11 protein-coding genes are annotated in these 13,451 nt (G+C 67.8%); 6 read left to right on the forward strand and 5 right to left on the reverse strand.

Annotation, left to right across the window (positions count from 1 at the left end):
* Positions 1-232: 232 nt before the first annotated feature.
* From E3T54_RS14250 to E3T54_RS14260, 3 genes are all read right to left on the reverse strand, one after another.
* Positions 233-571, reverse strand: a complete 339-nt coding sequence (locus tag E3T54_RS14250; RefSeq protein ID WP_134476259.1) for a cupin domain-containing protein — start codon at positions 569-571, stop codon at positions 233-235.
* Between the two features lie 37 nt (positions 572-608).
* Complete coding sequence (locus E3T54_RS14255; RefSeq protein WP_134476260.1) at positions 609-2,039, reverse strand: FAD-binding oxidoreductase; 1,431 nt, start codon at positions 2,037-2,039, stop codon at positions 609-611.
* Positions 2,040-2,107: 68 nt separating this feature from the next.
* The gene (locus E3T54_RS14260) at positions 2,108-3,598 is read right to left on the reverse strand and encodes a helix-turn-helix transcriptional regulator (protein WP_134476261.1); all 1,491 of its coding nucleotides are present in this window, start codon (positions 3,596-3,598) and stop codon (positions 2,108-2,110) included.
* A 167-nt stretch (positions 3,599-3,765) separates the two neighbouring features.
* On the opposite strand from E3T54_RS14260, the gene aceB reads away from it, so the two are divergent.
* Positions 3,766-5,433 carry a malate synthase A gene (gene aceB, locus E3T54_RS14265; protein WP_134476262.1) on the forward strand — a complete coding sequence of 556 codons (1,668 nt, stop codon included), beginning with the start codon at positions 3,766-3,768 and terminating at the stop codon, positions 5,431-5,433.
* A gap of 88 nt (positions 5,434-5,521) precedes the next feature.
* On the forward strand, positions 5,522-6,052 hold the full coding sequence (locus E3T54_RS14270; RefSeq protein ID WP_134476263.1) for a GNAT family N-acetyltransferase: 531 nt from the start codon (positions 5,522-5,524) through the stop codon (positions 6,050-6,052).
* On the opposite strand, the gene E3T54_RS14275 is transcribed toward E3T54_RS14270, so the two are convergent.
* Positions 6,049-7,518 carry a deoxyribodipyrimidine photo-lyase gene (locus E3T54_RS14275; protein WP_134476264.1) on the reverse strand — a complete coding sequence of 490 codons (1,470 nt, stop codon included), beginning with the start codon at positions 7,516-7,518 and terminating at the stop codon, positions 6,049-6,051. The genes E3T54_RS14270 and E3T54_RS14275 overlap by 4 nt on opposite strands.
* 476 nt (positions 7,519-7,994) lie before the next feature.
* Between E3T54_RS14275 and E3T54_RS14280 the strand changes: the two genes are divergently transcribed.
* Positions 7,995-8,546, forward strand: a complete 552-nt coding sequence (locus tag E3T54_RS14280; protein WP_092323413.1) for an alternate-type signal peptide domain-containing protein — start codon at positions 7,995-7,997, stop codon at positions 8,544-8,546.
* A 91-nt stretch (positions 8,547-8,637) separates the two neighbouring features.
* On the opposite strand, the gene E3T54_RS14285 is transcribed toward E3T54_RS14280, so the two are convergent.
* On the reverse strand, positions 8,638-9,015 hold the full coding sequence (locus E3T54_RS14285) for a hypothetical protein (RefSeq protein ID WP_134476265.1): 378 nt from the start codon (positions 9,013-9,015) through the stop codon (positions 8,638-8,640).
* Positions 9,016-9,211: 196 nt separating this feature from the next.
* On the opposite strand from E3T54_RS14285, the gene E3T54_RS17625 reads away from it, so the two are divergent.
* The 3 genes from E3T54_RS17625 to E3T54_RS14300 are packed head-to-tail and all read left to right on the forward strand — an operon-like array spanning position 9,212 to position 13,290.
* Positions 9,212-11,842, forward strand: coding sequence for an RICIN domain-containing protein (locus E3T54_RS17625; RefSeq protein WP_134476266.1), 2,631 nt, complete (start codon positions 9,212-9,214; stop codon positions 11,840-11,842).
* Positions 11,843-11,854: 12 nt separating this feature from the next.
* Positions 11,855-12,595 carry an LPXTG cell wall anchor domain-containing protein gene (locus tag E3T54_RS14295; protein WP_134476267.1) on the forward strand — a complete coding sequence of 247 codons (741 nt, stop codon included), beginning with the start codon at positions 11,855-11,857 and terminating at the stop codon, positions 12,593-12,595.
* A complete protein-coding gene (locus tag E3T54_RS14300; protein ID WP_134476268.1) occupies positions 12,592-13,290 on the forward strand; it encodes a signal peptidase I in 699 nt (232 codons plus the stop codon). Before E3T54_RS14295 ends, E3T54_RS14300 begins: the two co-directional genes overlap by 4 nt.
* Positions 13,291-13,451 lie beyond the last annotated feature (161 nt).

Here is a 13,451-nt window from a genome sequence, read left to right on the forward strand (position 1 = left end):
GCGGCCGGCGCCTCAACGAAGCGGAAATGGATGATTGCACGCCCGGCGTGTCGAGACAGGGAAAAGATGCCGATTCCTACCGTCAAATCTTTTTATGCTGCCATTCTCGATCGGGAAGGGCGCTCTCTACAGCGTTTTTCGTTGTGACGACCCTCCCTCGCGAAAACGCAGTTGTGCGCGCTAAAACGGGTTCATAACGCGCACTACTGCGGTTTCGCGGGAGGGGGTCAGGTCAGGCGAGGTAGAGCTTGCGGAGTGTTTCGGTCACGGTCCAGACGGTGCGCATCCCGGTGACGAGGCGCACGATGTCACCCGGCGCGAGGGTGATGCGGCGCCCGTCGCCTTCGAAGTCGACGGTCGCGGCTCCGCTCAGCACCAGGAACACCTCGTCGACCTCGACGTCCCGCATGGCCCCGGGCGACATCTCCCAGACGCCGATCTCGGTGTCGCCGAGCACATCGAGCACGGCGGACCCGGTGCCGGGCGTGCCGGCGACGACCTGCGCGGCCGGGACGGGGGCTCGCTCGATTCGCAGGGCTGCGGCTGCGGTGGCGTGGCCGGGAGTGAGCATCCGTTGTCTCCGTTGGTCAGCGGGTCGAGGGCCGCGGCTAGGAATCGAAGCCGAGGCCGAGGGCGTCGAGCGTCTTCAGGATCGCGTTGCGGCGCCCGCGATTGTGGTCGGCGCGGTCGAGCGACCACCGCGTCGTCTGGATGCCCATCGACGCGATCGGCTCCGGCGGGAAGGGCAGGGCCCGGCCGCGCACCATCTCCAGCTGCGTGCGCTCGGTATGGCGTCCGGCCAGCTGGTCGAGCATGACCTTCGCCGCGAAGTGGGTCGCGCCCACGCCCAGCCCGGTGAAGCCGGCCGCGTAGGCGATTCGGCCGCCGCGGGCGGTTCCGAAGAAGGCGCAGAACCGGGTGGAGGTGTCGATCGCGCCTGCCCAGCGGTGGCTGAACCGGATGCCTTCCAGCTGCGGGAAGGTGGTGAAGAAGTGGCTCGCGAGCCGCTCGTAGCTCGCCGGGCGGTTCTCGTACTCGCTCCGGACCCGCGCGCCATAGTGGTAGATCGCGTCGTAGCCGCCGAAGAGGATGCGGTTGTCGGCGCTCAGCCGGTAGTAGTGGAACTGGTTCGCCAGGTCGCTCAGGCCCTGGCGGTTCTGCCATCCGATCGCCGCCAGCTGCTCGGGGCTGAGCGGCTCGGTCATCAGCACGTAGTCGTAGACGGGCACGGTGGACAGTCGGTTGCGCTTGAGCAGCGACGGGAAGACGTTCGTGGCCAGCGCGGTCTTCCGGGCCCGGACGGTGCCGTGCGGTGTGACCAGGTTGCTGCCCTGGGCCGGAGTGAGCCCCGCGCTGTCGACCTTTCGGACCGGGGTGTGTTCGAAGATCTCGACGCCGAGTTCGGTCGCGACCCGGGCGAGCTCGGCCGCCAGCTTGCCCGGGTGCACCAGCGCATTGCTGCGCCGGTGCCAGACGCCGGCCAGGTAGGTGGGCGAGTCGACCTGCCCGCGCAGGGCCTCCGCATCGAGGAAGACGGTGTCGGCGCTGGTCGGTTCCTCCCGCAGCCACTCCACCTGGTGCTCCTCGATGGCGAGGTCGATGGCGCCCGTGCGCTCGAAGTCGCAGTCGAGGCCGAGCTCGGCGACGCTCCGCTCGATCTCGTCGAGGTTCTCCAGCGCGAGTTCGTTCAGCCGGTCGATCTCGTTCGGCCAGCGGGTGCGGCCGTTCTCCCCGCCGTGGGTCAGGCTCGCTTCGCAGAAACCGCCGTTGCGCCCGGAGGCAGCCCAGCCGACGGTTCGGGCCTCGAGCAGAACCACCCGGGCCGCCGGGTTCTGCTGCTTGGCCATGAGGGCGGTCCAGAGTCCCAGGTATCCGGCGCCGACGACCGCGAGGTCGCAGTTCAGGTCGGCGGCCAGCCGGGGATGCCGCGCCTGCGGGGCGATGTCGTCGAGCCAGAACGGCGCATGCCGGGTGTCGCCGAGGGAGTGCGCGACGACGGATGCGGCGGGCCGCGCCCGTTCGAAAATCGTTGTGCCCACGAAGTCGCCCTCTTCCCGCGGCTGCGCTGCCGCCTCTTCATCCTGCCACCGCCGGCCCACCCCGCGGGCTAGCGCGGGGAGTGCGCCTCCAGGAATTGGTACACCTCGGTCTGGTCCACGCCCGGATAGGTTCCGGTGGGCAGGGCCGCGAGCAGGCTCGTCGGCGTGCGCGCCGCCGGCCACGATTGCCCGGCCCACCGGTCGGTGAGGTCGTCCGGGGCGCGGCGGCAGCAGGACTCATCCGGGCAGAGCGACACCGCACGGTTGGACGTCTCCCTGCCGCGGAACCATTTCACGTGCGTGAACGGCACCCCGACACTGACCGAGTAGTCGCCCTCCTTGGCCTTCTCGATGCGCGAGGTGCACCAGAACGTGCCGCTCGGCGTATCCGTGTACTGGTACCACGGGCTGAACCTGTCTTCGATGTCGAAGACGGTCCTGGCCGTCCAGTTGCGGCACACCGTCGAGCCCTCGACGGCGCCGAGGGCGTCGCTGGGGAAGCGGACCGAATCGTTCTCGTAGGCCTTGATCATGGTGCCGGACTCGTGGACCTTCATGAAGTGCACGGGGATGCCCAGCCTCGCGGTGGCCAGGTTGGTGAAGCGGTGCGCCGCCGTCTCGTAGGAGACCGCGAACGCGTCGCGCAGGTCTTCCATCGAGATCCGGCGCAGGTTCTTCGCCTCGGTGAGCAGCTTCACGGTGTCCTTCTCGGGAAGCAGGATGGCCGCGGTCAGGTAATTGGTCTCCACCCGCTGGCGCAGAAAATCGGCATAACTTTTGGGTTCGCCGTGCCCGCAGAGGTGGCTGGCGAACGCCTGCAGGATGGGTGAACGGGAGTCCCGCGACGCGGACTGCGTCGTGGGCAGGTAGATCCGGCCGTTGCGTTTGTCGGTGACCGAGCGGGTGGAATGCGGGAGGTCGCCCACGTAGTGCAGCGAGTAGCCGAGGTGGCTGGCCATGTCCGCCACCACCTGGTGGGAGACCGGCCCCCCGGTGTGGCCGACCGCGGTCAGCAGCTCGAGGGCCTGCGCCTCGAGCTCCGGGAAGTAGTTGTCGCGCGAGCGCATCGTCGCACGCAGTTCCGCGTTGGCGCGCCTGGCCTCCTCCGGAGTCGCTGCGCGCTCCCGGTGCAGCCGCTCGATTTCGTTGTGCAGGGTGAGCAGGGTCTGGAGCGTTTCGTCGCTCTGGCCCTTGCTCACCCGGATGCGCGGCAGTCCGAGGGCAGTGAAGACGGGTCCGCGCTGGGCCCGCTCGACCGCGATTTCCAAAGCGGCGCGCTCGGAGGGCGCATCCGTTTTGAGCAGGTCGTCCACGGTCGTGCCGAGCGCCGCGGCGATCGTGCGCAACATGGAGAGCCGCGGTTCGCGCTTGCCGTTCTCGATCATCGACACCTGCGAGGGGGCGCGTTCGATGGCCGTGGCGAGGGCGTCCAGGGTCATCTTGCGCATCGTGCGCAGATCCCGGATGCGGCGGCCGAGCGTGAGCGCATCGAGCCCGGCTTCCTCATCCTCGGGGGCAGCACTGAGCAGTGAACGCGGGACGGCATCGGCGAGGACCATGCTTCATCGTCACACGGGAGGATTAGTTCTGGCAAACAGAAGAACGACATTTCTTCTGCCAAACTTTCCGGGTCCGAGTGGGTGCGGGGGCTCCAGAGTGGGATCACAGCCACCGCAACGACGCATTTCGCGCTCGTCGACTCCACAACCTGTCAAGGAGAAAGACAATGAACACCTCACCCCGGTCAACGATCGAACGCCCGCAGCGCACCGCGACGAACACCGGCAGCTTCGCAACCGTCCGCCCGCACCTCGAGATCACCGGCGACCTCGGACCCCGCTACGACGAGATCCTCACACCGGGGGCGCTGGAGTTCATCGCCGAACTGCACGAGCGTTTCGCGGGTACCCGCCACGACCTGCTCGCCGCCCGGCTGCAGACGCGAGTGGATGCGGCCAACGGCCGGGACCCGCGCTTCCTCAGCGAGACGGCGCACGTGCGCCGCGACCCGAACTGGACCGTCGCCGGCGCCGGCCCCGGGCTCGAAGACCGCCGCGTCGAAATCACCGGACCGACCGACCGCAAGATGGCCATCAACGCCCTCAACTCCGGTGCGAAGGTCTGGCTGGCCGACCAGGAGGACGCCACGAGCCCCACCTGGGACAACGTCATCGAGGGGCAGATCACGCTATTCGACGCCGTGCGCGGGCAGCTCAGCTTCACCAGTCCCGAGGGCAAGAAATACACGGTCACCGCCGAGAAGACGCCCACCATCGTGATGCGCCCGCGCGGCTGGCACCTGGTCGAGAAGAACCTGACCTTCGTCGACCGTGCCAACCGCCGGATGGCCGCGTCCGGCAGCCTCGTTGACTTCGGCCTGTACATCTTCCACAACGCCCGCACGCTGATGGACACCGGCTCCGGCCCGTACTTCTACCTGCCGAAGCTGGAGAGCCACCGCGAGGCGCGGCTCTGGAACGACATCTTCAGCCACGCCGAAGACCACCTGGACATCGGCCACGGCACGATCCGAGCGACCGTGCTGATCGAGACGATCCAGGCGGCGTTTGAGATGGAGGAGATCCTCTACGAGCTGCGGGACCACTGCGCCGGACTCAACGCCGGCCGCTGGGACTACATCTTCAGCATCATCAAGACGTTCCGCGCCCGAGGCCGCCGCTTCGTGTTCCCCGACCGCAAGCAGATCACCATGACCGTGCCGTTCATGCGGGCATACACGGAGCTGCTGGTGTCGACCTGCCACCGGCGAGGCGCATATGCCATCGGCGGCATGAGTGCGTTCATCCCGAACCGGCGTGACCCGGCGGTCACCGCCCAGGCCCTGGAGCAGGTCTCGGAGGACAAGCGCCGCGAGGCGACCGACGGCTTCGACGGCACCTGGGTCGCGCACCCCGACCTCATCGCCACCGCCCAGGCGGAGTTCGACCAGGTGCTCGGCGACCGGCCGAACCAGCTCGAACGCACCAGGGACGAGGTGGTGGTGACGGCAGCACAGCTGCTCGACGTGTCATCCATTGGCGGAGAAATCACCGAGGCCGGTGTGCGCGGAAACGTGATCATCGCGTTGCGCTACATCGAGTCCTGGCTGCGCGGGGTCGGCGCCGCGGCGATCGACAACCTGATGGAGGACGCCGCCACCGCGGAGATCTCGCGGTCGCAGATCTGGCAGTGGATCCACGACAACTCGGTCACCGCCGAGGGGCGCCGGATTGACCGGCCCTGGGTCGAGGAGCTGGTCGCCGAGGTGTTCGCCGGTCTCGAGCGCACGCCCGGGGACCGTTTCGACGACGCGCTCGAGGTGTTCCGTACCGCGGCGCTGGAGCCGGAGTTCCCGACCTTCCTTACGGTCGGTGCCTACGCCCGCTTCCTCTGATCCACGCGTGAATCCCTGCACCCTCGTCCCGCTCCGGGGCGGGGGTGCGGCCGCGTGACGGGCAGGCCGGGCTGGGTAGGCTGACGGGATGACCGTGACGATCCGTGTGGCCGGCCCGGCGGATGCCATGGGGCTGGCCGACCTCGCCGCCGCAACGTTCGCCCTCGCCTGCCCTCCGCACACCACGGCGGCCGCGATTGCGGAATTCCTGCGGGACGTGCTCGCCGAGCCCAACTTCGACGAGTACCTCGCTCACCCCGACCGCATCGTGCTCGTGGCCGAAGACGAGCAGGCGATGGTCGGGTACACGATGTTGGTGTTCGGTGAGCCGACCGACACGGATGCGTATGCCGCCGTCGGCATTCGCCCGACCGTCGAGCTCAGCAAGTTCTACGTGCTCGCCGAGAGTCACGGGCGAGGTGCGGCGGCCGCCCTGATGGCGGCGACCCTCGAGGCTGCCCGCGGGCGCGGTGCCGCCGGCACGTGGCTCGGCGTGAACCAGTTGAACGCGCGCGCCATCCGCTTCTATGAGAAGAACGGATTCGTCATCGTCGGGGTGAAGCGCTTCCTCGTCGGCGGGGTGTACGAGAACGACTTCGTGCTAGAGCGCGCCCTCTAGCCTCGTTCGTTCGCACCGACCCTGGCGGCCGCCGCGGTGGGGGCCGACTTCGTGTTCTTCACGTGCTCGTAGGCGGCGAGGGCCGCCCGCCTGGTTTCACCGAGGTCGACGATCGGGGCGGGGTAGGCATCCGTGCCCCATTCCGGAACGTTGGCTCGGATGTATTCGCCGTTCGGGTCGAACCTGGCCGCCTGCAGCTGGGGGTTGAAGACCCGGAAGTAGGGCGCGGCATCGGCTCCGGAGCCGGCGACCCACTGCCAGTTGAACGGGTTGCTGGCCGGGTCGGCGTCGACGAGGGTGTCCCAGAACCACCGTTCGCCTTCCCGCCAGTCGATGAGCAGGTTCTTGGTGAGGAAGGACGCGACGACCATCCGCACCCGGTTGTGCATGCTGCCGGTGCGCCAGAGCTCCCGCATGCCGGCGTCCACGAGCGGGTACCCGGTGCGGCCCTGCTGCCAGGCGCGCAGGGCACGGTCGTCCGGCGGCGGCCACGGGAACGCGTCGAACTCGCGCCGGATGTTCACGGTCGCCAGCTCCGGCGCGTGGAAGAGCGTGTGGTAGCAGAACTCCCGCCAGCCCAGCTCGGTGAGGAAGCGGGTCGCGCTCGCGGTTGCAGGGCCGGTTGCCCGGGCTTGCGCCGCGTCGGTCGCGCGCCACACCTGGAACGGGCTGATCTCGCCCCAGCGCAGGTGCGGGGCCAGGCGCGAGGTGGCGGCCCGGGCGGGAATGTCCCTCGCGTCGGCGTACTCGTCAAGGGAATCGTGCAGGAACGCGCGGAGCGTGTCGTGGGCGGATGCCTCGCCCGGCCGCCACGTTTCGTCGAGGCCCGCCGCCCAATCGGGCTGGGTCGGTTGCAGGGCCCAGTCGCCCAGCCGGTCCGACGGGACGTCCCCGACCCACGGGGGGACGGCCTCGGGCGCGGAGTGCGGCATCCGCGGCGGGGGACCGGTCGTGCATGCACGCCAGAACGGAGTGAAGACCGAGTACGGGCGGTCCTGGCCGGTGCGGATCGTCCACGGCTCGAAGAGGAGCGAACCGGCGAAGCTCCCGGTCTCGATGCCGTCCGCACGGAGGGCCGCCTTGATTCGAGAGTCGACCTCCCGCTCGGCCGCGCCGTACCGCCGGTTCCAGAACACCGCGCCGGCGCCGACGGATGCCGCCAGGTCGGCGATGACCGCCTCGGCCGGGCCGCGGCGCAGGGTCAGGGTGGCGCCCAGCCGCTCGAGCGAATCGGCTAGTGAGGCGAGGCTCCCGTGCAGCCACCAGCGCACCGCGCCACCGAGCGGGCGGACGCCCGGGGACTCCTCGTCGAGGACGTACGCGGCCACGATCGGGCGGCCTCGTTCGATGGCCGCGCGCAGGGCAGGGTTGTCGCCGAGTCGGAGATCGTCGCGGAACCAGACCACGGAGGGGCCGTCGGCGGAAGCTGCGGGCGACGCCGGCCGCGCGGTCCTGAGCTCTGGCATCCGGTCCTCCTTGTCGGTTTCTCCTTGGTGGGATTCCATTCTGTTCCATCGCCTTCGCCGGAGGTGCTCACGCACGTCCATGCGTTTGCATTCAAGGAGAGTTGACAGATTACGCAACTGATTTGCGCGTCGATTCACGTTTTCGCAACGAAATCAGCCGATATGGCGGCTTCAACGGTCGAATAGGTACGCGCTTAGGTGAGCGGGCGCGTGCCTATCTCTGGGGGTAGAGCAGGGACAGACGGATCTGTCTGTCCCGCCGTATAGTTCTTGAGGGGATGGCGTAGCAGCCGGAAAAGCCGCAAGGCGAGACCGTTTGCGCAGATCTCGGTCCGGCTTGTCCGGACGGGGAACACCGGATTCAGACTTCGTGCCTATCGCGATATCACGCTCACGACCTCAGTACGCAGCTCAGCTCCAGCTTCGGAGAACGGCCTGCAACTAACGACATCCTGGATGTCGCGAAGGGAACGATCATGAACAAGCTCCTCAAGGGTTCAATTGCCGGCGCAGCTGGTGTGGCCCTCCTCCTCGGCGGCGCAGGCACGTTCGCGCTGTGGAACGACGACGCCACGGTAGACGGTGGAACGATCGTCGCCGGAAATCTGGACCTCGCCACCGACCTGACGAGCGGAGAGTGGAGCGACGCAAACGGGACCATCGACCTCAGCACCTTCGTGGCTGTTCCTGGTGATGTCCTCACCTACACGACAGACGTGGATGTCACTGCCACCGGTGACAACCTTGTCGCCACCCTGGGCCTCGGCACCGCGTCGATCACGGCCTCGTCCTCAGCCGCGGCCGACGTGGCTCTTGCTGGCTACCTCACCAACACGGCGGTGCTCTCGGCGACCGGTACCGGCATCTCTGGCCTCGGCCCGACCTACACGATCGAAGAGGGCACCGGGGTTGCCACCGTCACGGTCGAAATCACATTCCCGAAGCACCCGACTGCCGGCGCTGAGAACAGCACTAAGAACGGATCGGTCAGCCTGGCCGACCTGTCCGTCACCCTCACCCAGGACTAGTCGCTTCGACCAGGGTGCCCGCCGCCTCGGTGGCGGGCACCCTGGACTCACCCGCACCACATCTGGCCTCACGACTCGCGAAGGGGATGCCTCACATGTCCTCTCCTCGGTCGGCCAAAATCTCTTCTCTACACCCGAGGGCCACCGCGACGCTCGTGGTCGTCGGCGCGATGGGCCTCGCCGTCTTCGCAGCAGGCGGCACGTACGCCCTCCTCAACTCGAGCACATCCATAGGCTCGGCCGCCTCAATCACATCGGGCAGCGCAGCGCTCACGGTCTCGCCGCTCACGATGTCGACGGCGGTGCTGTATCCCGGACTCACAACGTACGGCGCAGCGACGGTCACTAACACCGGTGATGTACCGCTCTCGGTGCGGATCACCGGGCTGACCTCGCCGACGGCGACCACACCTCTGTCTGAGTCGCTCACGATCGGCGTTGGCGTCGCGGCCTCATCGGCTGACTGCACCAGCGGAGCCGTCACGCCAAGCTGGACCGGTACTTTCGCAGCGGCAACGACCGCAACGATCGGGCCCCCGCTTGCCGCCGGCAGCTCCGCAACACTTTGCGTATCCGCGGAGATGCCCCTCGACGCAGCCGCCGGGAGTCAGAGCCAATCGGCCGCGAACTTTGGGATCCTCATCGACGGAATCCAGGGCTGAGTCATGACGACCAGGACGAATTGCGCGCCCGGCAGGCGTGGTCACCGTCTCGCCGTTTCCGTCGGGTTGACGTTGTTCCTCATCCTTGTGGGCACCGGGGTCGCCAGCGCGAGCTGGACCGCTCCGCCCGTCGGCACCACGGCATCTGTGGCTTCCGGAACCATCGGCATCAAGCAGGTCGGGTTCGGTTCCCTCGCGGTTCAGTACGCCCCGACGGTGAGCATAGTCACGGCACCGATCACCGTGACGAACACCGGCACGATTCCGGCCCCGTACACGCTCGCGTTGAGCGCACCTTCCGCGAATCCGCTTGCCCAGGCTCTCGTCAATACGTGGCCGGTGCTGTTCGGGTCAAGCTGCGCCCTGCCCGTTCCGGGCGCGGCCACCACGAGCAAGACCTGGGCGGCCGGGACAACCTTGACCGGATCCCTGGACGCCGGAAGCTCCGCGGTCTACTGCGTCACCACGTCGCTCACCCCCGCGCAGCTCTCCGCGAACTCCGGGGGATCGATGGTTGCGACCCTCGCCCTAAACTCCGCAGTGGGCAATTGGTCGGCCACGGACACAGCGACTGTGGCGCAGTCCGTTTCCGACATGACCGCACCAACGGCCCCCGGCACGCCGGTCGCGTCCGGTACAACCGGCGTGGCAACCACGTTGAACTGGACGGCGTCGACGGACACCGTCGGCGTGACCGCCTATGAGGTCTACCGCACCGGCCTTCTCATCGCAACCGTCACGGCGACGACATTCACGGACGCGGGTCTGACCCCGGGCACGACGTACAGCTACGTGATCAAGGCGAAGGATGCCGCCGGCAACGGGACCGTGTCCGGCACGACCGCCGTGACCACGACAGACACGATCGCTCCGACCGCCCCCGGCACGCCCGTGGCATCGGGCACGACCGGTGTGCAGACCACTCTGACCTGGGCGGCGTCCACTGACAACGTTGGGGTGACCGGCTATGACGTCTACCGCGGCGCAACGCTCGTTGGTACTGTCACCGCGACGACGTTCACGGACACCGGGCTGGCCCCGGCAACCACCTACAATTACACGATCAAAGCGAAGGATGCCGCCGGCAATCAGTCGGTCTCGGGCCCGACCGCCGTGGCAACGACAGACACGATTGCTCCGACCGCCCCCGGCGCACCCGTGGCATCGGGGACGACCGGCGTGCAGACCACTCTGACCTGGGCGGCCTCCACCGACAACGTTGGCGTGACCGGCTATGAGATCTACCGCGGTACGACGCTCGTTGGAACGGTCACATCGACGACGTTCACGGACATTGGGCTGACACCGGGAACGATCTACAGCTACACAGTCAAGGCGAAGGATGCCGCCGGCAATGGGTCAGTCTCCGGCGCGACCGCCGTGGCAACGACAGACACGATTGCCCCGACCGTCCCGGGCGCGCCAGTGGCGTCGGGCACGAGCAGTGCGCAGACTACGTTGACCTGGGTTGCGTCCACTGACAACGTTGGTGTGACTGGCTATGAGGTCTACCGCGGTACGACGCTTGTTGGAACGGTCACGTCAACAATGTTCACGGATACGGGACTGACCCCGATCACGACCTACAACTACACGATCAAGGCGAAGGATGCGGCCGGCAACCAGTCCGCGTCGCTCCCGACGAGCGTGACCACCGCGGCTCTCGACACGACCGCTCCGACCGTCCCGGGAGCGCCGGTCGCGTCGGGCACGACCGGCGTGCAGACCACATTGATCTGGACTGCGTCCACGGACAACGTTGGCGTGACCGGCTATGAGGTCTACCGCGGGACCACGCTCGTTGGAACTGTGACGTCGACAACGTTCACGGACACGGGCCTGACTCCCGCGACGACGTACAGCTACACAATCAAGGCGAAGGATGCCGCCGGCAACGGGTCCGTCTCTGTAGCGACCGTCGTGACAACGCTCGACACGATTGCTCCAAGCGTCCCGGGCACCCCGGTGGCGTCGGGCACAACTGGCACCCAGGCCACGCTGGCCTGGGCGGCATCCACCGACAACGTCGGGGTCACCGGCTATGAGGTATACCGAGGCACGGTACTCATCGCAACAGTCACGTCGGCCACCTTCACTGACACCGGGTTGACCGCGGGAAGCACCTACAGCTACACAATCAAAGCCAAGGATGCCGCGGGCAACCGATCGGCGGTTTCCAGCGCGACGAACGTGATCACCCTCGCAGTGACGCCGACGACCGGCTACAAGATCAGGCCGATCGACAGCACGGGCCTGTGTCTGGACGGGTCCAGCAATCCGCCGGCGAACGGCACGACATTGGTGACCGCGACCTGCAACGGGAACAGCCAGCCGTGGAACGTCGTGCTCATCACCGGAACCTACTACTACAAGATCGTTCACCCCACGAAGGCCTTCGCCTGGGAGATCAAGGACGGCAGCCTCATCGACGGCGCCGGCGCCCAATTCGGAGCCGACACCGGGGCCGCCAAGCAGCAATGGGAAGTCATCCAGCAGAGCGCCGGCCAGTACCGGTTCGTGAATCGGGCGAGCGGTAAGTGCCTGGAGGCGCCGGGAGCAACCACCGCAGTAGGAACGCAACTCACACAGCGAACGTGCGACGGGTCAACCGCGCAGTCCTTCACGGTGAGCTGACGGTGATCTGACATGACTGCTGCCCGAATCGTTGCCCGCCTGGCAGCGCTCGCGCTCGCGGCGGGAGTGTGCGCGAGTATCGGGCTGGCGGGCGCGGCCGCAAGCGAGGCGCCGCCATCGACCGACCTCCTTGTCAGCACGGATGGCGTCCACTTCTTTCCGGCACTCGCCGGAGGCCTCCTCGACGTAGGCGGCCTGCTCGTGCCCGGCGACTCGGTGGCGTCGAGCCTGTGGATCAAGAATCCCACCGGCGCATCCGCCGTGCTCCGGGTCAGCGCCCGGGACGTGACGTTCTCGTCGGGCGACATCGCCGACGGAGTGACCATGTCCGCCTGGGATTCCGGAACCGATACCACTCTGTCGGCCACCCTGCGCACAATCGCCGAGTGCCAGATCATCGTGCCCTCGCAAGCGATTGCGGCAGGGGCGACCATGAAAATGATCGTCAGGTACACGATGGCGGATTTCGCGGGTGAGGTCGGTCAGAACGAAAGCGTCAGCCTCGGGCTGAAGGTCGCCATGCGGGACGCGGAGGCGGGCCCCTTTCCCGCATCCGCATGTGAGGATGAGGGCGTGCTCGTCTCCTCGAGTCCTGCCCGACCGAGCTCGCTGCCGGGCTCGCTGCCGGGCTCGCTTCCGACGACCGGGACGGAGTTCGTCGTCCCGCTCCTGGCCACGGGCGGTTTCCTGGTCGGAATCGGCCTGTTCCTCGTGGCCGGCCGCCGCCGCCGCCGCGAGCACGAGGAGTCATGACCGACGTGGCCGCCGGGACATCCGCCCCCCGGACAGAGCCGAAGACCGGGCCGGAGCCCGGGCCGAAGTCGGGGCCGAAGTCGGGGCCGAAGCTCGACAAGGGGCCCTGGCACTACATCGGCGTCGCCCTGAGCGGGGCGCTCCTCCTGCTCGTGCTGGCCCTCGCGGTCATCCTCATCGTCGTTCCCAAGGTCGCCGGTGGGGTCCCGCTCACTGTTCTGACCAGTTCGATGGAGCCGCGCCTGCCGCCGGGAACGCTGATCGTCGTGCGCCCGGTCAACCCCGATGACCTCCGGATCGGCGACGTCGTCACCTACCAGATCCAGTCCGGCAAGCCGGGCGTGATCACGCACCGGATCATTGCCGTCGCGTCCTCATCAGATGGCAGCCGCTCGTTCACCCTCCAGGGCGACAACAACGGCGCCCCGGACAGCGAGCAGGTGATCGAGGCGCAGATCCAGGGGCGGCTCTGGTACTCACTGCCCTATATCGGCTACGTGAACAACGGCGTCAACGGCGAGAACAAGGCCTGGATCGTCCCCGTCGCAGCCGTGTTGTTGCTCTCCTATGCGGGCTACATGATCGCCGCCGGCACGGTCGCGGCAGCGAGGGGCAAGCGCAAGCCCGGGAAGCCGGTCCCGGGCCCTCGAGAACCGGCACCGAACGCCCCGGGCGGCGACTCCGCCCGCGCCTAGCCGGGCGCCATTCCTCCACAGGGAAGACTTCTGCGAATTATCCACCGAAAATGCAGCTGACCGGCCCTTTGTCGGTAGGAATGTCGGTGGTTCGGCGGAGACTTAACGCATGGACACCCCCACCGAAACCCCGCAGGCGCCCGCCGGATCGGTCCCCGCCG

The organism is Cryobacterium sp. Sr8, from assembly GCF_004403225.1.
Classification (GTDB): domain Bacteria; phylum Actinomycetota; class Actinomycetes; order Actinomycetales; family Microbacteriaceae; genus Cryobacterium; species Cryobacterium psychrotolerans.